Source organism: Serratia sp. DD3, assembly GCF_000496755.2.
Map to the genome: position 1 here is coordinate 28,371 of NZ_AYKS02000087.1, position 24,521 is coordinate 52,891.

Annotated in this window: 19 protein-coding genes; 14 read left to right on the plus strand and 5 right to left on the minus strand. The window is 47.6% G+C overall.

All coding sequences use genetic code 11. From position 1 onward, the window contains the following. The first annotated feature begins 6 nt into the window (after window positions 1-6). Window positions 7-588, plus strand: coding sequence for a nucleoside triphosphate pyrophosphatase (locus IO95_RS17155; RefSeq protein WP_200874180.1), 582 nt, complete (start codon window positions 7-9; stop codon window positions 586-588). A 3-nt stretch (window positions 589-591) separates the two neighbouring features. Here IO95_RS17155 and rluC read toward each other — a convergent pair whose 3' ends face one another. Next, entirely contained in the window at window positions 592-1,554 is a 963-nt protein-coding gene (rluC, locus tag IO95_RS17160; RefSeq protein ID WP_023492211.1) for a 23S rRNA pseudouridine(955/2504/2580) synthase RluC, read from the minus strand. A 615-nt stretch (window positions 1,555-2,169) separates the two neighbouring features. On the opposite strand from rluC, the gene rne reads away from it, so the two are divergent. The 5 genes from rne to IO95_RS17185 all read left to right on the plus strand — a co-directional run bounded on the left by rne (window position 2,170) and on the right by IO95_RS17185 (window position 8,681). After that, on the plus strand, window positions 2,170-5,448 hold the full coding sequence (rne, locus tag IO95_RS17165) for a ribonuclease E (RefSeq protein WP_023492210.1): 3,279 nt from the start codon (window positions 2,170-2,172) through the stop codon (window positions 5,446-5,448). A gap of 240 nt (window positions 5,449-5,688) precedes the next feature. Continuing rightward, window positions 5,689-6,741 carry a dihydroorotase gene (pyrC, locus tag IO95_RS17170; RefSeq protein ID WP_023492209.1) on the plus strand — a complete coding sequence of 351 codons (1,053 nt, stop codon included), beginning with the start codon at window positions 5,689-5,691 and terminating at the stop codon, window positions 6,739-6,741. Between the two features lie 79 nt (window positions 6,742-6,820). Next, a complete protein-coding gene (gene dinI / locus IO95_RS17175; protein WP_023492207.1) occupies window positions 6,821-7,060 on the plus strand; it encodes a DNA damage-inducible protein I in 240 nt (79 codons plus the stop codon). 257 nt (window positions 7,061-7,317) lie between these two features. Next, entirely contained in the window at window positions 7,318-7,572 is a 255-nt protein-coding gene (gene bssS / locus IO95_RS17180; protein WP_037386300.1) for a biofilm formation regulator BssS, read from the plus strand. A 485-nt stretch (window positions 7,573-8,057) separates the two neighbouring features. Beyond that, window positions 8,058-8,681 carry a LuxR C-terminal-related transcriptional regulator gene (locus IO95_RS17185; RefSeq protein WP_023492569.1) on the plus strand — a complete coding sequence of 208 codons (624 nt, stop codon included), beginning with the start codon at window positions 8,058-8,060 and terminating at the stop codon, window positions 8,679-8,681. A 10-nt stretch (window positions 8,682-8,691) separates the two neighbouring features. Here the strand turns inward: IO95_RS17185 and IO95_RS17190 are convergent, their stop codons facing one another. Beyond that, complete coding sequence (locus IO95_RS17190) at window positions 8,692-9,750, minus strand: AI-2E family transporter (RefSeq protein WP_023492570.1); 1,059 nt, start codon at window positions 9,748-9,750, stop codon at window positions 8,692-8,694. Window positions 9,751-10,526: 776 nt separating this feature from the next. Here IO95_RS17190 and IO95_RS17195 point away from each other — a divergent pair. The 8 genes from IO95_RS17195 (at window position 10,527) to IO95_RS17230 (ending at window position 20,398) form a co-directional block, all read left to right on the plus strand. Next, on the plus strand, window positions 10,527-11,081 hold the full coding sequence (locus IO95_RS17195; RefSeq protein WP_023492571.1) for a cytochrome b: 555 nt from the start codon (window positions 10,527-10,529) through the stop codon (window positions 11,079-11,081). Between the two features lie 27 nt (window positions 11,082-11,108). Then, window positions 11,109-11,687 (plus strand): YceI family protein, encoded by a 579-nt coding sequence (locus IO95_RS17200; RefSeq protein WP_037386319.1) that lies wholly within the window; start codon window positions 11,109-11,111, stop codon window positions 11,685-11,687. A gap of 235 nt (window positions 11,688-11,922) precedes the next feature. After that, complete coding sequence (locus tag IO95_RS17205; protein WP_023492573.1) at window positions 11,923-13,017, plus strand: NADH:flavin oxidoreductase/NADH oxidase; 1,095 nt, start codon at window positions 11,923-11,925, stop codon at window positions 13,015-13,017. A 510-nt stretch (window positions 13,018-13,527) separates the two neighbouring features. Further along, window positions 13,528-14,451, plus strand: coding sequence for a Kdo(2)-lipid IV(A) acyltransferase (locus IO95_RS17210; protein ID WP_023492575.1), 924 nt, complete (start codon window positions 13,528-13,530; stop codon window positions 14,449-14,451). Between the two features lie 22 nt (window positions 14,452-14,473). Next, the gene (locus IO95_RS17215) at window positions 14,474-14,758 is read left to right on the plus strand and encodes a YciI family protein (RefSeq protein WP_023492576.1); all 285 of its coding nucleotides are present in this window, start codon (window positions 14,474-14,476) and stop codon (window positions 14,756-14,758) included. Between the two features lie 256 nt (window positions 14,759-15,014). Then, the gene (locus IO95_RS17220; protein WP_023490748.1) at window positions 15,015-16,568 is read left to right on the plus strand and encodes a peptide MFS transporter; all 1,554 of its coding nucleotides are present in this window, start codon (window positions 15,015-15,017) and stop codon (window positions 16,566-16,568) included. A gap of 368 nt (window positions 16,569-16,936) precedes the next feature. After that, window positions 16,937-18,658 carry a potassium/proton antiporter gene (locus IO95_RS17225; RefSeq protein WP_023490747.1) on the plus strand — a complete coding sequence of 574 codons (1,722 nt, stop codon included), beginning with the start codon at window positions 16,937-16,939 and terminating at the stop codon, window positions 18,656-18,658. Between the two features lie 279 nt (window positions 18,659-18,937). Beyond that, window positions 18,938-20,398, plus strand: coding sequence for a TrkH family potassium uptake protein (locus IO95_RS17230; RefSeq protein WP_023490746.1), 1,461 nt, complete (start codon window positions 18,938-18,940; stop codon window positions 20,396-20,398). Between the two features lie 211 nt (window positions 20,399-20,609). Here the strand turns inward: IO95_RS17230 and IO95_RS17235 are convergent, their stop codons facing one another. The 3 genes from IO95_RS17235 to IO95_RS17245 form a co-directional block, all read right to left on the minus strand. Further along, window positions 20,610-21,107 (minus strand): hypothetical protein, encoded by a 498-nt coding sequence (locus IO95_RS17235; RefSeq protein ID WP_023490745.1) that lies wholly within the window; start codon window positions 21,105-21,107, stop codon window positions 20,610-20,612. Between the two features lie 429 nt (window positions 21,108-21,536). Continuing rightward, the gene (locus tag IO95_RS17240; RefSeq protein WP_023490744.1) at window positions 21,537-22,076 is read right to left on the minus strand and encodes a GDYXXLXY domain-containing protein; all 540 of its coding nucleotides are present in this window, start codon (window positions 22,074-22,076) and stop codon (window positions 21,537-21,539) included. Beyond that, window positions 22,066-24,267 (minus strand): DUF4401 domain-containing protein, encoded by a 2,202-nt coding sequence (locus tag IO95_RS17245; RefSeq protein ID WP_023490743.1) that lies wholly within the window; start codon window positions 24,265-24,267, stop codon window positions 22,066-22,068. Before IO95_RS17245 ends, IO95_RS17240 begins: the two co-directional genes overlap by 11 nt. Window positions 24,268-24,521: the final 254 nt, after the last annotated feature.

Sequence of the window (24,521 nt, forward strand, 5' to 3'; positions counted from 1 at the left end):
AAAATAATGCAACAAATCTTACTGGCTTCAACCTCAATATATCGCCAACAACTGCTGGAAAAATTGCACCTGCCTTTTATTTGTGCCGCCCCGCAGACTGATGAAACCCCGCTTCCGGGGGAAAATGCAGAAGCGCTGGTATTACGTCTTGCCGCAGCAAAGGCGCAGTCTTTGGCCTTGAGCTACCCTGATCATCTGATTATCGGCTCAGATCAGGTTTGCGTTATCAACGGCAACATCACCGGCAAACCCCATACCGTCGACAATGCCTGCAAACAATTGCACCATGCTAGCGGTCAACGGGTGACCTTCTACACTGGGTTAGCGCTTTACAACAGCCGCAGTAGACAATTACAAACCCTATGCGAACCTTTCCATGTCCATTTTCGTGAATTAACTGCCAGTGAAATTGCTACCTATGTTGAACGGGAACAACCGCTCAACTGTGCGGGTAGCTTCAAAAGTGAAGGATTAGGCATTGCGTTATTTCAACAACTCGAAGGCCGCGACCCAAATACACTGATTGGCCTGCCGCTAATTGCACTATTGGCCATGCTACGGGTCGAAGGCATCAACCCGCTGGCATAAAGATTATTTTTTAGCGGCCTGCGCGCGCAACACTTGTAAGCAATGACGTAATTCGTCATCCATTGGTGCTTCGATACGAACAGTTTCACCACTGGCAGGATGTTCAAAACGCAGCATGGCCGCATGCAAGAACAAGCGTTTCAGGCCTGTAGCCGCCAACTGACGGTCAAATTCCCGGTCGCCATAGCGATCATCAAACGCAATAGGATGTCCAGCATGCAAGGTATGCACACGAATCTGATGTGTGCGCCCCGTGATTGGGCTGGCCTTTACCAAGGTGGCATGGCCAAAGCGCTCTTCCACCTTAAAACGGGTTTCCGACGGTTTACCTTCACTGTTAACCCGCACAATGCGTTCACCACTTTGCAAAATATTTTTCAGCAACGGTGCCTGTACCACCTTGCAATGGGATTGCCACTCCCCCCGTACCAGCGCCAGATAATCTTTCTGCATTCCTTTTAAACGTAATTGTTCATGAAGGGAACGCAGCGCTGACCTTTTCTTGGCCACCATCAATACGCCAGAGGTATCGCGGTCCAGCCGATGCACCAATTCAAGAAAGCGGGCTTCAGGGCGTAATGCACGCAACCCTTCAATCACACCAAAACTCAAGCCACTGCCGCCATGAACTGCAGTGCCGGAAGGTTTATTCAACAACAACAGATGGTCATCTTCATAAAGGATGCAGTCCGCCAACGCGGCTACTTTATCCAGCTTGGCAGAAACCGGGGCATCTTCACGTTCGGCAACACGTACCGGTGGAATACGCACCACATCACCCGCCACCAATTTATATTCAGCCTTGATGCGCCCTTTATTGACCCGCACCTCGCCTTTTCGCACAATGCGATAAATCATGCTCTTAGGCACACCTTTCAAGCGTGCAAGCAAAAAATTGTCGATTCGCTGACCGGCTTCATCATCAGAAATCGTGATTAACTGTACTGTCGGATTGGTCGTTTTCATGGTGCGAGATTCTAAATAGAGCCAGTGAATAGCGCCACCTCTTTTTATGTGCTTAACTACAATCTATACCTTGCTTTGTTCAGCTTGTTGTCAACATGAAGCAGTTTGAAAAATGGCAGGTAGAGACCCAAGCTTCATACAAGCTTCAGGTCATTTGGATACTACAAGACCCCGTCAATTGTAAGATTGTCGGCGTCATAAGGAAAAGTCATCTTGCTATAGCAGTACCAGCAATGGAATAATGCAGTAACTTTCCGTGCTGATTCCCATTAACATGGGGAAAATTGTGGAATTATATAGTTTGTCTGATAGCACAAAAGCGCAGCAATGGCGTAAGACGCAATGTGAAATCAAACAATTAGCGGGCTGCGGGTTGCAGCTTGGCCGCTAGATGGAATCAGATCTGTCAACATAAGTCAGAGGCTATTCCCAGAGTTAAAAAGCGCTGTTTTTCAAAAAGAAATTCAGGCTTGCCGAAATTATGCGCCCCTATGCAAGCGACAACCGTGAGGTTGACGACTTTGCGAGATGACACGGGGTTTTCGGTTGAACACGGCCATGAAGTGATTGTGCCCGCAGCTTTGTCGATAATGTAAAAATAATGAGTAAGTTAAGATGAAAAGAATGTTGATTAACGCAACTCAGCAGGAAGAGTTGCGTGTTGCCCTTGTAGATGGACAGCGGCTGTATGACCTGGATATTGAAAGCCCTGGCCACGAGCAAAAAAAAGCAAACATTTACAAAGGAAAAATCACCCGTATTGAACCCAGTCTTGAAGCCGCGTTTGTCGATTACGGCGCAGAACGACATGGTTTCCTCCCTCTGAAAGAAATCGCTCGCGAATACTTTCCCAATAATTACTCCTCTCATGGCCGCCCAAACATCAAAGATGTATTGCGAGAAGGTCAGGAAGTCATTGTTCAGGTTGATAAAGAAGAACGTGGCAACAAAGGGGCCGCTTTAACGACCTTTATCAGCCTGGCAGGTAGTTACCTTGTTCTGATGCCTAACAACCCACGCGCTGGGGGCATATCACGCCGCATTGAAGGTGACGACCGTACCGAACTGAAAGAAGCACTCTCTTCGCTACAACTACCAGACGGCATGGGGTTGATTGTGCGCACTGCAGGTGTGGGCAAATCTGCCGATGCATTGCAATGGGACCTGTCGTTCCGTCTCAAACACTGGGAAGCCATCAAAAAAGCGGCTGAAGGGCGCCAGGCCCCTTTCCTGATCCATCAGGAAAGCAATGTGATAGTCCGTGCGTTCCGTGACTATCTGCGCCCAGACATCGGTGAAATTCTGATCGACAACCCTAAAGTGCTCGATCTGGCCAAAGAGCATATTGCTGCACTGGGGCGCCCGGATTTCACTAGCAAGATCAAGCTTTATAGTGGTGAGATCCCACTGTTCAGCCATTATCAGATTGAGTCGCAAATCGAGTCAGCCTTCCAGCGTGAAGTGCGCTTGCCTTCTGGTGGTTCCATCGTTATCGATACCACTGAAGCTTTGACCGCCATTGATATCAACTCTGCCCGAGCCACTCGCGGTGGTGATATTGAAGAAACCGCTTTCAATACCAACCTGGAGTCTGCAGATGAAATTGCGCGCCAATTGCGCCTGCGTGACTTGGGTGGCTTGATCGTTATCGACTTTATCGATATGACACCGGTTCGTCATCAGCGTGAAGTAGAAAACCGCCTGCGTGACGCGGTGCGTCAGGACCGTGCCCGTATTCAGATTGGACGTATCTCCCGCTTTGGCCTGTTGGAGATGTCTCGCCAGCGCCTCAGCCCATCATTAGGTGAGTCCAGCCATCATGTGTGCCCACGTTGTACTGGCACCGGCACTATTCGTGATAACGAATCCCTGGCTCTCTCTATTCTTCGTCTGATCGAAGAAGAAGCACTGAAAGAGAATACCAAAGAAGTCCACGCTATCGTTCCAGTTCAAGTGGCATCTTACCTGTTGAATGAAAAACGTGATGCTGTCAGTGCGATTGAAAAACGCCAAGGTGGTGTGAAAGCGATCATCGTGCCTAATGATCAAATGCAAACACCACATTATTCAGTGCTCCGTGTGCGTAAGGGTGAAGATACCCCAACACTGAGTTATCTCTTACCGAAGTTGTATGAAGAAGAGATGGCACAGCCGCAAGAAGATGCGCCGATGGAGCGCAAACGCCCGGAACAACCGGCATTAGCCTCCTTTACACTGGCAGCCGAGGCACCACCATCAACTGACGACCCTGTTATCAGTGAACCAGCAGCAACGGTTAAAACAACCGTTAAAACAACGGTTCAAACAACGGTGTCCGCAACAACTGCTGACAAACCCGGGCTGTTAAGCCGCCTGTTTGGTGGCCTTAAATCGATGTTCTCGGGTGTTGATGCGCCAAGTGCAGACAAACCGGCAGAAAGTCCGGCCCAGGAAGAGAGCGACAACCGTCGTCAAGACCGCCGAGGTCAACGACGCCAAGGCCCTGGCCGTAATAATAAAGGTGAGCGCGGTGATCGCAATCGTGGCGAAGGTCGCGATAACCGTGAATCGCGTGACAATCGTGACAATCGTGACAATCGTGACGAACAGCGTAGAAATAATCGCCGTAACAACCAGCAGAATGCGCAAGCTACCGTCAACAGTGAGGTTCAACCTACTGAAGAAGTAGCGAAACCGCAACGGGATGATCAACAACAGCGTCGTGAACAACGCCCTGAACGTCAACGCCGCCGTCAGGACGAAAAACGCCAATCCCCGCTAGAAGTCAAAGCGATCGAAAGTGCAGATGTGGTGATCATCGCTAATGACGAAGAGCAAGAAGATCGTTACCAGCAGCCATCACAGCGCCGCCAACGCCGTCAGCTCACGCAGAAAGTTCGCGTTCTGTCGGTAGAGGAAGAGCTGCACCGTGCAGCAGAAGAGTTACTGGCACCTAAAGCGCCTCAGGTTCCGGCAGAAGAAAAACACCTTCCGGTGCAAGAAGATAGTGTGAAGCTGCTGCCACAGGCAATCGCAGAGCCGTCTACCGCTGATGCACCAGCCGATCACCGTGATCGCAATAATACTGAAAATGGTATGCCGCGCCGCTCTCGTCGTTCGCCGCGTCATTTGCGCGTCAGTGGTCAGCGTCGTCGTCGCTATCGTGACGAGCGCTATCCAACCCACGCACCAATGCCACTGGCTGGCGCTTTTGCCTCACCGGAATTAGCTTCAGGTAAGGTCTGGGTAAGCTATCCAATCGTACAAGCGGCGCCATCGGCTGAAGTTCAGACTGAAGCCACAACCGAAAACGCAGCAGTGGTTACAGAGTCACTGACCACTTTACCGGTCGTGGTTGAAATGGTCTCTGCACAACAGCCTGTTGTCGATACCGTTGAGACCCAGCCAGTTGTGGAAGAAGTCCTTCTGCCTGCAGCCACTGAATCAGTAGTGACTGAATCAGTAGTGACTGAATCAGTAGTGATAGAAACAGCATCGGTAGAAGTCATCGCTGAAGTACCGAGTGAAAACGTGCTGGTTGAAACACCGGTTGCCATGACAACATCGCAACCCGTCGAAGCAGAGGTTACAGTAGTGACTACTGAACCAGAAGCAACAACAGTAAGCGAAGTTATTGCGCTGCCAGAACAAGTGCTGCCAGAACAAGCAATGCCTGTTGTGGTTGAGCAAATAGCGCCAACACCGGTTATTAATGCACAACCAGTGCTGTATAAGCACATAGCAACCGCGCCAGTGACTAAAGCACCGGCACCGGCTTACCAAGCGGAAGTGGTACCCGCGAGTGACTGGCAACGCCCTGCCTTTGACTTTACAGGTAAAGGTGCCGCTGGTGGGCATGCAGCTGTCAATCAAGCGATTGCACCGGCTACCAAGCCACAGCCGATTAATGATTAAGTTATGCGGCGTGCTCGCATAGCCGTTTAACGGCAAATGACCTTAACCCGCCCTGAACCAGTCTGGTCAGGGCGGTTTTTTATATCTGCCGATACAGACCGTTCTTATCTATGTCGCTAAGAACCCATTATCAACAAATAGATGCATCGCAAGCCATTTCCGCTTATCCTTACACCCCGGCGTAAATAACCCACAGTTACGCGCTTCTATTCAGCCTTTTAACTGCCGGAGCCCCACCCTATGACAGCACAACCTCAAACCCTGAAAATCCGCCGTCCTGATGATTGGCACCTCCATCTACGTGATGATGACATGCTGAAAACGGTTCTGCCCTATACTAGTCAAGTATTTGGCCGGGCAATTGTGATGCCAAACCTGGCCCCCCCCATCACTAGCGTTGCCGCAGCATTAAGTTATCGGGAACGAATTATGGCCGCCATCCCGGTGAATCATCATTTCAAGCCCTTGATGACTTGCTATCTGACTAATTCACTGACAGCGGAGGAATTGGCAAAGGGTTTCGAACAGGGTGTGTTTACTGCAGCTAAACTCTATCCTGCCAATGCGACCACCAACTCCAGCCATGGTGTCAGTGACGTTAAAGGGATTTATCCTTTATTCGAGCAAATGCAGAAAATGGGGATGCCACTGCTAATCCATGGTGAAGTGACTGATAAACATGTCGATATTTTTGACCGAGAAGCCTATTTTATCGATCAAGTAATGGAACCTATTCGCCGCCAGTTCCCTGAATTGAAAATCGTTTTCGAGCATATTACCACTAAAGAAGCGGCGCAATACGTATTGGCAGGCGACCGATTTCTGGGAGCAACCATCACCCCGCAGCACCTGATGTTCAACCGTAACCATATGCTGGTTGGTGGTATTCGCCCTCACCTGTTTTGTCTCCCAATCCTCAAGCGTAACATTCACCAAGATGCGTTATGCCAGGCTATTAGCAGCGGGTCAGACAGATTCTTTCTGGGAACGGATTCTGCTCCTCATGCAAAGCATCGCAAAGAATCAAGTTGTGGTTGTGCTGGTGTTTTTAACGCACCGAATGCCATTGCTGTATACGCGACGATCTTTGAACAACTGGGCGGATTGGAGCATCTGGAAGCCTTTAGTTCTCTCAATGGCCCGCGCTTCTATGACTTACCCGTCAACGAGGATTTCATCGTGTTGCAGCGGCTACCCGTTAGCCAACCAGAGGAAATTACTTTAGATAATAAAGAAGCGATTGTGCCTTTTCTGGCTGGTGAGAACATCAATTGGTCAGTGGTTGATTGCTAATATTTTTCATCTTGATTTATACTTGCCTCCATCATTCACATACTGTATAAATAAACAGTCTTGAATGCTGGGGGTTACCATGCGTGTTGAAATCACTATTGATAAAACCAAACCACTGCCACCAGGAGCAATTGAAGCCCTGACAAACGAATTCAGTAAGCGGGTGAATCGTCAATTTCCTGACGCCGCAGTACAAATTCGCTATGCCAGTGCTAACGGGCTCTCGGTGTTGGGGGGTAATAAAACAGAGAAAGAGCTGATCGCGGAAATACTTCAGGAAACCTGGGAAAGTGCCGACGATTGGTTTACTGCAGAGTAATTCTGCCATGTAGTCGTTGTTTTGCCGGAGGTCGCTCTTCGGCTTTTTTATTTTCTCTAATTCGCCCTATACTCTAAATAATTCGAGTTGCTTGTAGGTGGCAAGTCCGCTCACACCCAAGCAGTTTGAAGAATGACGAGTATAAAAAGATCCACACCTGAATATTGACGCTTATACTGTAATAACTCATCTCAACGATGATATGCACTGCTCCTCGTAACTAACCTATGCTTGTCACTACTTGATAAGGGGTCTCTATGGGCAGAAATGATGAAGTAATACAAACACATCCACTGGTTGGCTGGGATATCAGCACAGTCGATGTTTATAATGCCATGATGATTCGCCTTCATTACCTATCTTCACAAGACCAATCAGCCGAAGAGGCACAAGTTGACCGGACGCTTTGGCTAACCACGGATGTTGCCCGCCAATTAATCAATATCCTTGAGGCTGGCATCGCCAAAATAGAATCAACCGATTACCAAGATCTTGACCGAAGAAAACATTAATTTACCCCAGCGTCATTCAAGTTGCAGGTAGTAGTAATCCAGTAAGAGCGCCTAAATGGCGCTCACTAGATTGTTTGCTCTTGCACCTTGAATCGCTGTTAAAAGCCAGTAAAATTACAGGGCGGAATAACTGCACCTAATAGAGTAACAGGTGGGAGTTAGGCATTTTAGCAGCTAATACAATGCAGCCACTTGAATAGACAAGGTATGTCTACCAGGCAAGTACCTCATCATCTCGATATCTGGGAAAACCTAATTCGAAAATAACCTAGAATTGAGTTACGTCTCCATCTTGTAACGCAAATTATTTGTAGTATAGTTTACCGACAGGATACCCAGCTATCGCATCAGGATTCAGGATTCAGGATTGAACATACTGCTGCATAGGGTGTGATCTAAACCTGTATAATCTGCAGGTTTATGCTGGTTGGCACTCACCAGCGACTTACATGTAATAAAAATATACTACTAACAAGGATGTCAGTATGAAACTACTCGTTATGGATGAATGTGGCTTCACTCGTTTGGCGGTCGCCAACTGCTTTACTGATCATGTCTTCGCTTCTGTGACCTGTTGCCAAGACATTCAATCTGCGCTGTTGCTATTAGCCAACATCAAACCTACCCATATCTTGGTGAACTTAACCGATTACTGCCGGTATAGTGAAAATAACCCGCTGATTCAGACCTTTTTCAACGCAGCCCGGCAATCAACACTGTATATCTACCTTGATGCACCTTATCCCTACAGCGATATGCCAATGCGAATTGCCGATAACACCTTTATGTTCAATAAGGCGGCGATGCTTGACGTATTGAGTTTATTGCGTGATAGACCGGTTAGCTTAATGAACAATGGGTACTATTCACTCTTCAGCCCACAAGAACTCGCGGTAATGAGATATTGGATGTCTGAAATACCCAACTATCGCATTGCCAAAAAGCTGGATATCAGCACCCATACTGTATATGTACATAAACGTCATATCACCGAAAAGGTCAATGTTCGTAACCGGTTAGAATTTTACTCACTGTATAATGTGTTACGTTATTTTTATCCATCAACCGCCACGTTAACCCAGCCTGCGATGGAGTTGTTAGCCGTGTAATCACGGCAACTTATTCTGCCGCTGTTTCTTTTTTTACCTGCCCATCCCCCAGGATCACCGCTACCTTATAGCCCCCATCCATCGTTTCCAACGAGATACGGGCAATCATAGTCAGTGGCACCGATAGCAACATACCCACTGGCCCCATCAACCAACCCCAAAAAATCAGCGAAAGAAACACCACCAATGTAGAAAGCCCGAGCCCACGTCCCATAATACGCGGCTCCACAATATTACCGATAATCAGGTTAATCAGGATATATCCCCCGGCTACCGCCAGTGCATCAGCAAATCCATTAAATAACAGCGCCTGAATCAGCGGTGGGATAGCCGCAATGACAGAACCAATATTAGGAATGTAGTTGAACATAACGGCCATCATGCCCCAGATAAAGGCAAAGCGTACCCCAATCCAACTCAGAAAGCCCCAGACAATCAGCCCTGTCACCAAGCTGAACATAGTTTTGATCACCAAGTAATGTGTAACCCCTTTCAGGGCACGTTTGATGGTAACCATTCCTTCTTTAGGTTTATCCAATGCCTGCTGGAGTTTGAAGGGCAACACCTTGACTTCAAACAGCATAAAAACCACGGTCATCATTAGCAGGAAAACACTGGTCATCACCCCGGAAAGTTGGCTTAACAGCCGGGTCACCAGATTCATCGTGGTGCCAGGATCAACCAACTTAATTATCGCATCAGCCGAAAAAGTCAGGTCGATATTGAAACGTTCAGCGTAATATTGCAGATCATGCAACTTTTCCAGCATTATCCCGCGGTATTGTGGCAATGTCCGTGCAAACTCATTCAGTGATGAGGCAAGCATACTGATGAATGTGAACAATATCACCACTATCGCCATCACTATCAGCATCACCCCTAATCCTCTGGGTACCCGCCAGCGTTCCAACAAAGCGACTAACGGATTCAGCACAATCGCCAGGAATACCGCTAGCAAGAACGGTACGACGATATCTGCAGCCGCCTTTATTCCAGCAAGGATCACCACCAACATCGCCAGCATTATCAGCAAACGAAGTTTACGATCATTAAACTCAACGTTATTCATTTGATTTCCTTGCGTCAAAGGCCTGCAGATTCAAGAACACGTCTATTATACACATCACATTCACATTGTGAGGGATTGACTGCATTACTCGCCCTGACAAAGTCACTCAAGTGACGTTAAGTGGTAACTTGAGGCAAATTATCTATACTCGCCATACTTCAAGCTGCTTGGGTTCTGGCTGCGGTTACTCGTCTCATCCATGCGACTCGCCGCTGATGGGGCCAACGCAAGCGTTGTACAAATCAGTCCTGACCGATTTGTCGCTCAGTTGCTTCCTACAAGCAACTCGAATTATTTAGGTTAAAGAATGAATAAAATGGACAACTGTTAATTTTTAACCTAATAAAAAATCTAATTCCTTGAGTGACTACAAAGATATTAACCTTACCACCCTGTTTCCTTTGGTTCTTGTTCAACACCGATTTAATTCACCACTTATTAATTAGCGTGCACAGTAATATTTACTTAAAAAAACAAAATATGACAATAAAACACATTCGGCGGTCCTGTATCATCCCGCTTATAATAAACCGGTGGAAAATTTATAAAATGAATAATTCAGACAAAGATCGAGCCGATCTCAAAAAAAAAACACCCTTATAGGCTCCGCCTAAAAACAACCCATTACCACATTTATTTGACCAACTTAACCATAACTTAGGCAAATAAACTGAATAAGAAAATTTAAAAGTCAATAAAACACATTTAATTATTGCATTACCTTTCATTCATATATAACTATTAGCCAGCAACTGTTGACACCAAAAGGAATTATTATGCTTTGGAGAAATACTGCCCATCGCTTTGGGTTCATTTCTATTCTGCTTCATTGGTCGGTAGCCCTTAGCCTGTATGGCATGTTTGCTTTAGGCCTCTGGATGGTAACACTCGGTTATTACGATAACTGGTACCACCAAGCACCAGAAATCCACAAAAGTATCGGTGTTATACTGTTTATTGTTCTGGTCATTCGAGTAATTTGGCGTTGGATTTCACCACCACCGAAACCACTTGATAGCTATAGCCGTTTTACCCGCATCAGTGCCACCCTTACTCATATTGCTCTATACGTTATTCTGTTTGCTATTTTGATCAGCGGCTACCTTATTTCCACCAGTGATGGTCAGCCGATTAGTGTTTTCGGCTGGTTTAATCTACCGGCACTGCTGACCAATTTACCGCAGCAAGCAGATACTGCAGGAACAGTCCATCTTTATCTTGCCTGGGCCGTTGTCGTGCTTTCGGTACTACACGCTTTGGCAGCAATTAAACATCACTTTATCGATAGTGATGTCACTTTAAAACGGATGCTGGGTCACAGCGCCGATTAACCTATTGGCTAAATGGAGATTGTTATGTTGTTAAAGAAAAAATTATTGGGTCTTGTCACTGCAGCCCTGTTATTAAACGCAGGCTCAGCCTTGGCAGCCAACTACAAAATAGATAAGCAGGGTCAACACGCATTTATTGAATTCCGTATTCAACACTTAGGCTATAGCTGGCTCTACGGATCCTTCAAAGACTTTGACGGTAGCTTCACTTTTGATGAAAAAGACCCCGCTCAAGATAAAGTTAATGTCACCATCAATACCGCCAGTGTAGATACTAACCACGCAGAGCGAGACAAACACCTACGTAGTGGTGAATTCCTTAACACAGAGAAACACCAGAAAGCCACTTTTGAGTCCACTGAAGTGAAGAAACAAGGTGAAGACTATATCATCACCGGCAACCTGACACTGAATGGCGTCACCAAGCCAGTCACCCTCAATGCCAAATTGACTGGTCAAGGTAACGATCCATGGGGCGGCTACCGTGCTGGCTTTGAAGCAGCGGGGAAAATCAAACTGAAAGATTTTGCCATCACCACTGACCTCGGCCCAGCCTCGCAGGAAGTTGAACTGATCATCTCCGTTGAAGGTGTGCGCGAGAAATAGTAATCAGGCAACGACTCAAAAAAGCGTATCTAGTCACGTTTAATCAAGTTGCAAGTAGGACAACACCAGCAAGCATCGGCATTAAGTAAAACCGATGACTGGCATCAGTGCCCTTCTTGCAACTTGCACCGCAGCAAGTACCAGCAATATTCATTGACCCCCCGCCCACTCAGGTGTAATTAGAGCATACCGCCTGTTAACCAAAATCACGGTTTTGACCAATCACAAGGACATTATGAGCCAACTTTTTACCCCCATTACCCTAGGCGCCTTACCGCTACCTAACCGCATCATTATCGCCCCTATGTGCCAATATTCTGCCGATAATGGCAAAGCCACTCCATGGCACACTATTCACCTGGGAAATCTATCCCACTCTGGTGCGGGTTTGTTGATTGTTGAAGCCACGGCAGTTTCGCCAGAAGGGCGCATTTCCGACAGAGATCTCGGCCTATGGGATGAAACAACCACGCAGGCACTGGCGGATGTGGTAACAGCGGTAAAACAATACAGCCGCATGCCACTGGGTATTCAATTAGGCCATGCTGGTCGTAAAGCCTCATGTGCTGTCCCTTGGCAAGGTGGGGGACAAATTTCGGCAACTGAAGGAGGTTGGCAAACGCTTTCTGCTTCCGCCCTGCCCTTTAATAGCCAGGATCAAATTCCGCAAGCCATGAGCCTGGAACAAATCCAGCAATTAAAGGCGCAATTTGTCGCCGCCGCACAACATGCTGATGGTATTGGTTTTGACCTCATCGAATTACATGCCGCGCACGGTTACTTGCTCCATCAATTCCTGTCACCACTGAGCAACCAGCGTACAGACCAATACGGCGGTGGTTTAGCAAACCGGATGCGTCTACTACTGGAAATATTCAGCGAAGTACGCCAGGTAATCCCAGCACATAAAGTGCTTGGTGTAAGAATTTCAGCCAGTGACTGGGTTGATGGCGGCTGGGATGAGCCACAGTCTGTTGAATTAACAGCCGCATTAAAACAACTGGGATGTGACTATATCCATATTTCCAGCGGTGGACTTTCCCCTCAGCAACAGATCCCTATCGGGCCGAACTATCAGGTCCCCTTTGCTGAAACTATCAAGCAAAAAGTTGGTATGCCCACCATCGCTGTTGGGCAGATCACAGAAGCTGAACAGGCGGAAGCGATTGTCGCCACCGGGCAGGCGGATATGGTGGCACTAGGTCGTGGTATTCTTTATAACCCGCGTTGGCCATGGCATGCCGCAGCAAAATTAGGGGCCAATGTAAAAGCACCGCCCCAATACTGGCGCTCAGAGCCACAAGCGGTGAAAGGATTATTTAAAGAGTAGCGACTGTGAATTGGGCATTGAGTTCCCAGCTCCTCAGTGCCCACCTGTAAGAAGGATGACCGGTTGCTACCCTTACGGCAGCCACGCAGCATTAAACACCATAGCCAATCGCCAGTTTATGGCGCTCTCGACAATTTATATTGCCCATCTTAAAAAAACATCACTTAATCCTTTTTTTTCCAACAAACAGGCTGACTAATGCTGTTGTTTTTCCCGTTACAGAGAAAAAATGTCACAATATAGAGGATAAATAGCAGACGAATCATCATATACACCGAATCCTTTCTACGTAATGGATTTTGTTGTTCCTTTAGCAAAGTAACCGGTCTATAGCCTGATTGATGACGTTGCCCCAAAAGCAACCGAACACAATAAACTGGTGACCAGGGCCAAGCTCAAAGGTGGATCAAGTAAACCTGGGGCAATGAGTGCCCCCGTATTAGAAAATGGCCAGGTGTATACGATTTCTCTGCAATAAGTGTTAACTGATTGCTTCTAAGCTGAGAAACTATGACGCAAGTTCCTACCTTCAATCGTTTGTTACTCCATCCTCGCTATTGGCTCACTTGGTTTGGCATTGGTTTGCTTTACCTGCTGGTTATGCTTCCGTACCCGCTCCTCTATCAATTGGGGACGGGGCTAGGTCGCTTCTCCATGCATTTTCTCAAGCGCCGAGTAGCAATCACACAGCGTAACCTTGAGCTCTGTTTTCCGCAGATGACAAGCGTTGAGCGTGACGCATTAGTCAGGAAAAACTTTGAATCCGTCGGAATGGGATTACTTGAAACCGGTATGGCCTGGTTCTGGCCCAATTGGCGTATCGAGCGCTGGTTTACTGTCACCGGCCTGGAACAAATACAAAAAGCGCGGGATAACCAGCAAGGTGTTCTGCTGATCGGCCTGCATTTTCTGACGTTGGAATTGGGCGCACGTACCTTTGGTATTTATAATCCAGGAATAGGTGTCTATCGCCCCCATGACAACAAACTGATAGATTGGCTACAAACTTGGGGACGTATGCGCTCCAATAAATCCATGCTGGATCGTAAAGATATTAAAGGGATGATCCGCGCCCTGAAACAAGGCGAGATTATCTGGTACGCCCCCGATCATGACTACGGCCCACGCAGCAGTGTCTTTGTTCCCCTGTTTGCGGTAGACAATGCCGCGACCACCTCCGGTAGCTACATGCTGGCACGTATGGGTAAACCGGCAATTATTCCCTTTACTCCACGGCGTCTACCCCACGGCCAAGGTTATGAACTTATCATTCAACCTGCGGTAGAAAACTTTCCGCTGGATAACGAACTTGATGCTGCCGCCTTTATGAACAAGGTGGTTGAAAAAGAGATCCTGTTGGCACCAGACCAATATATGTGGTTACATCGCCGTTTTAAGACCCGCCCAGCGGGTGAGCCTTCTCTTTACAACTAACAACCTGACAAAAGGAAACACCATGTACATCATCAGCCTGACCTACCACCGCCCAATTGAAGAAGTTGACGGGTACCTTGAACAGCATGTCGCTTGGTTAAAACGCTATTTTGCGCAAGGGATCTTTATGGCTTCGGGTCGTAAAAATCCCCGTACCGGTGGTGTGATCCTGGTTAAAGAGATTGAGCGAGCACAGTTGGATAAAATACTGGCAGAAGATCCATTTAATGCGGTAGCCCATTATGAAGTGACTCATGTGGCTATCACTACCACATCTGCTGGGTTTGAGGCCTTGTCTTGTCTGTAGAGGTATAGTCTGTAGCGGTATAGTCTGTAGCGGTATAGTCTGTAGCGGTATAGTCTGTAGTGACATAGCCTGTAGTAGCACCGTCTGTAGTAGTAACTTCCCTGCGTGAAGTATCAACAAATAATCACCTATATCGAACATCCGGCCCATGGCGAGGTGAAATTCGCCATACCGTCGCCTATGCTATAACTTGAGCACAACAGATTTACAACAATATTCGCTTCCCTTGTGCAATACACTACCCTGGAATAACGTTATGCAATCCTCTGTTAATCAACAACAAAGCCGAACCTTTTTCGGCCACCCCTATCCACTCCGTTCGCTTTTTTTCACCGAGATGTGGGAACGATTCTCTTTTTATGGCATTCGCCCACTACTGATCCTGTTTATGGCCGCCACCGTTTATGACGGTGGGATGGGGTTAGCACGAGAAAATGCTTCGGCAATTGTCGGTATCTTCGCTGGCAGTATGTATCTGGCCGCATTACCGGGCGGTTGGTTGGCCGATAACTGGCTCGGCCAGCAAAAAGCGGTCTGGTATGGTTCGATTCTAATCGCACTGGGGCATCTCTCTATTGCCCTGTCGGCCATTATGGGTAATGACCTGTTCTTCATCGGCTTGATGTTTATCGTGCTCGGTTCCGGCTTGTTCAAAACCTGTATTTCGGTGATGGTCGGTACCCTCTACAAACAAGGGGATACCCGCCGTGACGGTGGTTTTTCTCTCTTTTATATGGGTATTAATATCGGCTCTTTTATTGCCCCGTTGATGACGGGCTGGTTACTTCGCTCACACGGTTGGCACTGGGGCTTTGGTATTGGTGGCATTGGTATGTTGGTTGCGTTGGTTATCTTCCGCCTATTTGCCGTACCTGCGATGAAGCGTTATGACAGTGAAGGTGGTCTGGACTCAACCTGGAATCAGCCAGTAACAAAAAAACGCGGTGTCGGCCGCTGGATTGTGGTATTCGCCGCCGCTATCGCATTGGTCGCCACACTACTGGCACAAGGCATCATCACCATTAACCCGGTGACCATTGCCAGCACCTTGGTTTATGTGATTGCTTCCTCGGTAACATTATATTTTATCTATCTTTTTTTCTTTGCCAATATGAACCGTAGCGAGCGGGCGCGGCTGCTGGTCTGTTTTATCCTGCTGCTCTCTGCGGCTTTTTTCTGGTCTGCTTTTGAACAGAAGCCAACTTCATTCAATCTATTCGCCCAAGATTATACCCAGCGAATGATCGGTGATTTCGAAATTCCAGCGGTCTGGTTCCAGTCCATTAATGCACTGTTTATTATTTTGCTGGCCCCGGTGTTCAGTTGGCTATGGCCAGCATTGGCACGCAACATGATTCGCCCTAGCAGCATTACCAAGTTTGTTATCGGCATTTTATTTGCTGCGGCAGGCTTTGGGGTGATGATGCTGGCGGCACAGCAAGTACTCAGTCATGAAGGCACTGGTGTATCCCCACTGTGGCTGGTAAGCAGTATTCTATTACTGACGTTAGGTGAGCTCTGTTTAAGCCCGATTGGGTTGGCAACCATGACATTACTGGCACCAGAAAGAATGCGTGGCCAAATGATGGGCCTGTGGTTTTGTGCCAGTGCACTTGGCAACCTGGCCGCTGGCCTGATTGGTGGCCATGTTAAAGCCGACCAATTAGACCTGTTGCCTACCCTGTTTGCTCGTTGCTCCATTGCTCTGGTTATTTGTGCTGCGGTTCTTATGCTGCTCATCGTACCAATTCGCCGGATGCTAGCGAATACACAAAGTAATAGTGAACCTAATTCAACCACTCATGCTTGATTGCTGATAGTCAGACCTATTCAAGCTAGCGCTTGCCGTCACGCGGCTCATTGATGAGTCGCGTAACTCAATTCCACCGATGTTGGTCTCGATTCAAATTCGTTTATTGCCTCTCAATGCCGCTTGAATCTATACACTCATGCAAATATATCCAATTGATAATTATTGATAATTATTGATAATTATTGATAATTATTGATAAAAATAATAAACATGCTCATTTTATGCTTTTCAAATCAAATAATAGGTAAATAGGCAATAAATACACCTTATTTTTACAATCATCCTTGGCACTTTACTGGTAAAACAGGCTATTATGCTGCTCTATTGGCCCCCTCTCTTAGTCCTTTTTGCAGGAGAACATTATCTTGGATGCGAGTACAATCAACAGTTTGTTCATCATCGGTGCAGTGTTGGTGGGCGCAAGCATTCTTCTTAGCTCTTTCTCATCTCGTTTAGGCATCCCGATACTGGTAATCTTTTTGGCAATTGGCATGCTAGCTGGCGTCGATGGCCCTGGTGGCATCATTTTTGACAATTATCCTATTGCCTACCTGGTCAGTAACCTGGCATTAGCCGTCATAATGCTTAATGGCGGTATGCGTACGCGTGTCAGTTCATTCCGTGTGGCACTGTGGCCCGCCTTGTCATTAGCGACGGTGGGTGTCCTGATCACTGCCGGGCTCACCGGTCTGGCTGCAGCCTGGTTGTTTAATATCGATCTGATCCAAGGGTTATTGATTGGCACCATTATTGGCTCTACCGATGCCGCCGCCGTATTTTCCATGTTAGATGGCAAAGGACTGAACGAACGCGTCAATGCAACATTGGAAATTGAGTCTGGTAGCAACGATCCTATGGCAGTGTTTCTCACCATCGCACTCATCGCCATGATTTCTGCCGGAGAAACCTCGTTTAGCTGGCTATTCCTGGTTCAATTATTGCAGCAGTTTGCTCTGGGGGTGATATTCGGGCTCGGTGGTGGCTGGTTATTGCTGACGTTAATCAATCACATCAAACTCGCTGAAGGGCTATATCCCCTGCTGGCGGTGAGTGGCGGCATCTTGATCTTTGCGTTGACCACCGCACTCAATGGTAGTGGTATTCTGGCTGTCTATTTGTGTGGCTTAATGCTCGGCAACCGACCGATTCGCAACTATCACGGCATTATGCAAACATTCGATGGCTTGGCCTGGCTAAGCCAGATTGGTATGTTCCTGGTCTTGGGGTTACTTCTTAATCCACGGGAGCTGCTGCCCATTGCCCTCCCAGCGCTTCTTCTCTCGTTGTGGATGATCCTGTTTGCCCGCCCAATCTCGGTGTTTACCGGTTTACTGCCGTTTCGCAACTTTAACCTGCGTGAGCGCCTGTTTATCTCTTGGGTAGGGCTGCGTGGAGCCGTTCCCGTGATCCTGGCGGTCTTCCCTATGATGGCTGGCCTGCCCAACGCCAGCCTATTCTTTAACGTCGCTTTCTTTGTGGTATTGGTTTCGCTACTGTTGCAAGGCTCTACACTCTCCTTGGCCGCTAAAAAAGCTAAAGTGGTTATTCCCCCTACATTGGCGCCTTCTTCCCGCGTCGGGCTGGATATTGACCTCGAAAACCAATGGGAACAATTTATTTACCACTTAACCGCCGAAAACTGGTGCATTGGGGCGGCAGTACGTGAACTGAAAATGCCCCAGGGGACGCATATCGCGGTATTATTTCGTGATAATGAATGGCTGCATCCAACCGGCAGTACCCGCTTGCAGCAAGGTGATGTCTTGTGTGTCATTGGCCACGAACACAATTTACCTGCACTGGGTAAACTATTCAGTCAGGCACCGAGTGTCACCCTTGATGACCGTTTCTTTGGTGACTTTGTTCTACAATCTGATGCCCTGCTGAGTAATATATCGCAGATCTACGGCCTTAGTTTTCCAGCGGAGATCGACGAACAGCAAACACTTGGGCAGTTTATTGCCCAACAGATCGGCGGGGAAGCGGTCATCGGTGATCAGGTGGAATGGTCGGGTTTAACCTGGACCATCGCAGAGATGGACGCCAACCAAATCAGCAGAGTCGGGGTAAAAATTACCACTGACTAGCAACGGCTTGGTCACCATGAGCTGACTATGACGATATATGGGTTATGCTGCCAACTGCAGGGTGATACGCTTCAAGCCTATTCCCTGCCGCTTGGCTGCCACCATTGCCAGCAACATCAACCCGCCAGATTGACAACTGCCCCTGCTAACGATGAGCGAATGGTGGATGTTTCGCTCTGAACCTCTAAATCTTTATACTTTTCACATCAGTTGCATTATCCTTCAGCGCAAGGCTCATAAATGGTGTTCAACTGCCACTGACGTAATACGCATAAAACTATGGTCAATAAAAAGCAAACATTAATCGTTATTAACTTATGCAGTTTTTTAGTTTTGCTCTATAGCCTTTCCATGATCCCGCCGATGCTCATTGCTCTCATTTATAAAGAGAAGAGCCTGTTTTCATTTTTTTATACGTTGATCATCTCCAGTTTGGTCGGCGGGCTATGCTGGCAGATAACGCGCCAGAAAAAAGTTCAATTGCATACCCAAGATGGTTTTTTAATCATTGTACTGTTCTGGGTATTCTTCTCTCTGATCAGTGCGCTGCCATTGTGGATAGATAACACACTAAATATCAGCCTTACTGATGCGATGTTTGAGGGTGTCTCTGGTATCACCACCACCGGTGCCTCAGTTCTCAGTGACCTGAATAAGGTCCCGAAATCTATTCTTTATTACCGTGCTCAACTCAATTTTATCGGTGGTTTGGGGGTTATCGTCTTAGCAGTGGCAATATTACCGCTGCTGGGGATAGGGGGCAGTAAGCTATACCAATCTGAAATGCCCGGCCCATTTAAAGAAGAACGGCTCACGCCAAGGCTGACCGATACGGCTAAAACCCTGTGGTCAACCTATATGCTGCTTGCCTTGCTTTGTGCCTTGTCATTCCGTATTGCAGGTATGCCATGGTTTGACGCTTTGTGCCATGCCCTTTCTACGATTTCACTGGGGGGGTTTTCCACCCGCAACGAGAGCTTGGGCTATTTTAACAGTGCGCCAGTAGAGATAGTGGCGGGCGTCTTCTCCCTACTTTCAGCAGTCAACTTTACGCTTTACTTTGTGGCCGCCCAACGCCGCAGCTTGATGCCATTATTTAAAAACACTGAATTACGTTTCTTTTTATTTATCTTTACGACGATTGCCGTGATTGTCTGCACTCAGTTAGTGAATTCAGACAGGTACCCATCACTAGAAGCCGTCGTCCATGGTTTTCTTCTTACCGCCTCAATGATGACCGACAATGGCTTGGCAACCGGGGATTATGCCACCCTCCCCTCCAACACAGTGATTTTACTGCTGGCAGCCAGTTTCTTTGGTGGTTGCGTCGGTTCGACTTGTGGCGGAATCAAGGCTCTGCGCTTCTTGATCATGTACAAACAAAGTCGGCGTGAACTCCATCAGTTATTACATCCCAATGCAGTTCATATCATCAAAGTGGGCAGTTCCCCGATACCCGATCGCGTATTACGTTCAGTATGGAGTTTTTTCTTTCTCTATATCTTTTTCAGTTGTTTCTTTATATGGGCGTTAAACTCGATGGGCTACGACTTGATGACCTCTTTTGGCACCGTCGCGGCTTGTATTAACAATATGGGATTGGGAATCGGTGAAACGGCCGCTGGCTTTGGGGTCTTAAGTTCACCAGCAAAATGGTTGATGTGTGCAACTATGCTCTTTGGCCGTTTGGAAATTTATCCTATTCTTATTTTGTGCTCACGCACGTTCTGGCGCTCCTGAATAACCTCACTGGAATCTTCAGCAACATGCGTTTGTGAAACTGAGCTCATTCCTGGTAGCGGTGCTGCCGGAATGAGTTACCAGCGTACAGTGAGTTACTTGAAGCAAAATATGAAAAACAAAAACTAAATATTAACGCCATTCAAGCTGCAGAAAAGTTAGCTCAGTACACTTCGCCAACGATCTGCAACCTGAATGAACTGAGGTCTATTTACTCTAAAACAGCTTTTGGCATCGATTTCTCAATACCGGAGATAATCAGCGATTTAATCGCTTCACAGACTTCTGCAAAGTCTTCTGGTACTGATGCCACTTCGCAAGTAGAAGCATCATCACCAACGCCCACCACCGCAAACAGCTTAGGACCTTCATAATAAAGTGAAATACTGACACCATGGCGATAGCCACCGGTTATTGGGGTATCATCCAACGTAGTGACGATGAGAAAATTCAGTCGATAATTATTGTCTAATTGTAATCTTGGTAGATAGGCAGACTCAAACTCCCCCTTCGCATTCAAGACACCAATTTCCACATAAGCCCGTGGTTCATTTTGCGCGATAAACCAACGATCTGCTGGCAAAGACAACGACTTAAAATACTCCTGTACAAGTACAGATGCTTTCTCCTGCAAGTTATTCCGAAGCTGCAGCTGAGCAGTAACCAATTGTAAATGCTTCGCCTTTAAATCGTTAAATTTCGTCTCCATACCTATCTCCACACAATTTAATTCTTATACAGGATTGATATCCCCCCTTAACAAGGTGGGGCCCTACCGCTTTCAGACCAGAATCTGACTCCTCTGGGCGAATTTTGCTTTATCGAGTGGCATGACTGCATAACACGCTGTCAGCTATAAAGATTTTAGCACAGGTTTAGCAGAGAACTACCGCATATATCATAAAGTTAAATGAATATAGAATACTGCACCTATCCGCGCTAGTCGGTTCTGTTATATTTCTAGCCTTACGCGCTATTTGCCCAACCCGCTAGAGTACGATAAGCGATAGCCAAACCCTGGTGTATCATGGCCTGACGAACCGCAGCACTCATCAAGGCACCATATGTGTGGTAGTGAACACTATACCTGTGCTTAAAGCGTAAAATTAAAGCTCAACTAAACGGTAAACACAGCTAATCAAGGAAGAATGCGCTTTCCCTGTGCATCGAGCAAATAGGTTAATATTGCGGTGCCATCCTGGCCTACGCGAAATTCGCCATAGCGGGCATCGGCAAAACGTTCGGCATCCCCTTCCTGAAAAAAGTAACTTGGCGTGCCAATATTCAACCAACCATTAGACAGGTGATATTTCATCAGCACCTCTTGGGCTTTCAGCGGTTGACCCCGGTAGAAACTGGCGTTAACCGCCCGATGTTGCGCATCAAGCTCAACCACAATTTTCTCACGGTTTACCGGTTCAGTGCAGAGGGTGGCGTCATTTTGACAATCTAGGCTCTGCTGCACCCCATCATCCAGAAGCTGACGGTTTAACGCATAATTCAGTGCCATATAATCGCCCTGCATCAGCGAACGTGGATCTACCGGGGCCAACTCTAATATCACCACCGTGCCATGTTTCAGCAGCCGTTCTTTTTGATAAATAGACAGGTTGACGATAATCAGCACCAGCAGAACTATGCCGGCCATTAGCCACTTCATCACGCTTTTAGTTTGCATGACTCTCTCCGGTTTTAACCTGTAGTAACTTTTTCGCGGCCAAGGCCAGCCCCAGTAAAAGCAGACCACTGACTAACAGCAACAGTGATTTTTGCAGCAATGTGACACCGAGAAAGTAATACCAGCCGATAAGATAAAGCATAAAGAAACAACCGGTAACCACCAACAATCCTTTACTGCCCTGATAGCGCGCTGCCAACAATAATGCCAGCCCGAAGCCAATCCCTGGGGAAAAAATGGCGATAGCACCACAAAACAGTGCGGCAGAGAGATAAACTGCCGAGGCTGATGATGGGAATCTGAAGACCTGAAGCAATGCCGCGCTGATTAAACCAGCAGCGATACCGATACCTACCATCAGCGGCAAAGAGGCATGAAAAAATGAATGCCAGAAAAGATCATCAACAAAAGAGTAGTTAATGCTGCTAAAGCACAACAACATCATGCCGGCAGGAATACCATACAACAGTGGCGCAATTGCTGCCGTTTGCTGATTGCGGGCTGCTTGCCAGATATTTTGCCGCGCGATCACCCACAGCCAGATTGCCACCACCCCGGCGATCAACAAAGCAATAATCCCAATGGCGATCTCTTGCGGTAAATGCGTACTGGCCAGGACACTCAAAGGCAAGATCAACGTGACGATGAAAGCGACAACGGCCATAAAACGATACATCGCATCCGGCATGACCCATGCCATTACGGCCAATATTGGCAGACACCCCAGCAAACTAAACATAAGGTTGTTGTTCCAACCTAAATCATCCAGTAGTAAAGAAACACCGAAGCATAATCCAAAGGTTGCGGCAATGGCCCATGCCAGGCCGATCTGGTGCTTGCCAATACCCGGAGCCCGTAACAACGCCACCGCCGGGATGGCGATAATTAATGAACAGATAATCAGCCCGCCGCCACTTAACGAATCAAGCATATCGGTAACAAACAGTAGTAATGCCAACAGAAAAAGAATGATTATCGCAGCAAACCAGCCACCGACCGCCAACGCAGCACGTAAATACCACGGCAAATGATGCGAATGATCGATTTGACCCACCTCGGCAAGCTGATCATCATTTAACAATTGCTGCTGGCGGAGTTCCTGCAGTAGGCTGGCGACTTCGTTTTGTGCGACGTCCACTTCCTGGCGGTGATACAACTCACGCCGCCAATGCAATAATAGTGCGCCCCCTGCAACCAGCCATAGCGCCATCAGTAAACCCAGCGCAAACAGCGTGCCGATATCCCATCTACTGTCGAACATTTGCGTCAGCAATACGCAGCCAACGACCATCAAGCTGATAACACCCAATGTCAGCATGCAGAGATCAGGACGACGATATCGGTAATAGAAATACCCGGCCAGTAGCGTGGCTCCCCACAGAATGAGCACCATTATAGCGGTGTAGGAACCTTGCCAGTTCCAAATCGCCTGATTAATCAGCGGGGTTATGGTTAGCAGCAGGTAGCCCATCATCACCCGGGGCAGCCAGCGACTGGCCAACCAGCTAGTCGGCTCTTTCTTACTGGCATATTCAGCCAATGCTTCACGCACAATCAGGCATAACCCCTGCACAGCGAGGTAGCCAGGCAGAGTGAAATCGGTCATCCAAGAGTCAAAAAGGGACGTTGTCTGGCTGGAGTGGTAAAGTTGAAATGCCAGATTAGCGATGACCCAAGTACAGAGCCACAAGCCATTTTGCCGGCCAATCAGTGCCAGTGGCAACAACACAAAAGCCCAAGCGCGGAACAACTCCCAGCTGTCGGCACCGGTTTGATAAACTTGCCCATACAGCGCAAATAACCCGCCAAAACTCAACCCCACGGCGAGCAATGCCATCTGGGATAAGGCATCATACCAGCGCCACCAGACCACCAGCGCCAGCGCTAAAATCAATAATTCAATCAGGGCAAATTTTGCCATTCTCGGCATGGCGACCCAATTCCAGGCGATGAAAAATATCGCCCCAGCCACCAGAGCCAAAAGCCCAAGCAAGGCGAGAAACACGCTAAGAAAGCGGCGCCAACCTATAATATCCGGCCGTACGCCACAATAGATAAGGATTTGCTGGTACGCAGTTGGCGACAGCCTGCTGCTTTCTGATGAGGCGTTCATTAATACCGGGAGAGTTCGGCACAGATGCTCTGCGGCCCTTGAAGGCATAACCCCTTGGTGCTGTGACGATAGTTCCATACCGACATCCTTGCAATTTTAGGTTTAACTCATCAGAAACTCTATTGTACGGATAAGCGCACCGGGTGGCAAAATCACCACCCACTGCTTCAGCCCCCTTGTGAGGCACCAACTAATCACCTTAGCACCGTGAGCGTCATTGTTTTAGCAGGCAAAGAATTTTCTGCCAGGTTGAATTGAGAAATAAGGTCAAATGCTTGGCAAGGCACTCTGCATATAAAACCCGGAAACGAAATCTGTTCCGGATCTTCTCA

Excerpts from the sequence above, each read along its gene's own strand:
- IO95_RS17185 (WP_023492569.1), top strand. The coding sequence starts at position 8,058 with ATGAAACTACTCGTTATGGATGAATGTGGCTTCACTCGTTTGGCGGTC.
- pyrC (WP_023492209.1), top strand. The coding sequence starts at position 5,689 with ATGACAGCACAACCTCAAACCCTGAAAATCCGCCGTCCTGATGATTGG.
- rluC (WP_023492211.1), bottom strand. The coding sequence starts at position 1,554 with ATGAAAACGACCAATCCGACAGTACAGTTAATCACGATTTCTGATGAT.
- IO95_RS17155 (WP_200874180.1), top strand. The coding sequence starts at position 7 with ATGCAACAAATCTTACTGGCTTCAACCTCAATATATCGCCAACAACTG.
- IO95_RS17210 (WP_023492575.1), top strand. The coding sequence starts at position 13,528 with ATGACGCAAGTTCCTACCTTCAATCGTTTGTTACTCCATCCTCGCTAT.
- dinI (WP_023492207.1), top strand. The coding sequence starts at position 6,821 with ATGCGTGTTGAAATCACTATTGATAAAACCAAACCACTGCCACCAGGA.
- IO95_RS17240 (WP_023490744.1), bottom strand. The coding sequence starts at position 22,076 with ATGCAAACTAAAAGCGTGATGAAGTGGCTAATGGCCGGCATAGTTCTG.
- IO95_RS17195 (WP_023492571.1), top strand. The coding sequence starts at position 10,527 with ATGCTTTGGAGAAATACTGCCCATCGCTTTGGGTTCATTTCTATTCTG.
- IO95_RS17205 (WP_023492573.1), top strand. The coding sequence starts at position 11,923 with ATGAGCCAACTTTTTACCCCCATTACCCTAGGCGCCTTACCGCTACCT.
- IO95_RS17245 (WP_023490743.1), bottom strand. The coding sequence starts at position 24,267 with ATGGAACTATCGTCACAGCACCAAGGGGTTATGCCTTCAAGGGCCGCA.
- IO95_RS17215 (WP_023492576.1), top strand. The coding sequence starts at position 14,474 with ATGTACATCATCAGCCTGACCTACCACCGCCCAATTGAAGAAGTTGAC.
- IO95_RS17190 (WP_023492570.1), bottom strand. The coding sequence starts at position 9,750 with ATGAATAACGTTGAGTTTAATGATCGTAAACTTCGTTTGCTGATAATG.
- bssS (WP_037386300.1), top strand. The coding sequence starts at position 7,318 with ATGGGCAGAAATGATGAAGTAATACAAACACATCCACTGGTTGGCTGG.
- IO95_RS17230 (WP_023490746.1), top strand. The coding sequence starts at position 18,938 with ATGGTCAATAAAAAGCAAACATTAATCGTTATTAACTTATGCAGTTTT.
- rne (WP_023492210.1), top strand. The coding sequence starts at position 2,170 with ATGAAAAGAATGTTGATTAACGCAACTCAGCAGGAAGAGTTGCGTGTT.
- IO95_RS17235 (WP_023490745.1), bottom strand. The coding sequence starts at position 21,107 with ATGGAGACGAAATTTAACGATTTAAAGGCGAAGCATTTACAATTGGTT.
- IO95_RS17220 (WP_023490748.1), top strand. The coding sequence starts at position 15,015 with ATGCAATCCTCTGTTAATCAACAACAAAGCCGAACCTTTTTCGGCCAC.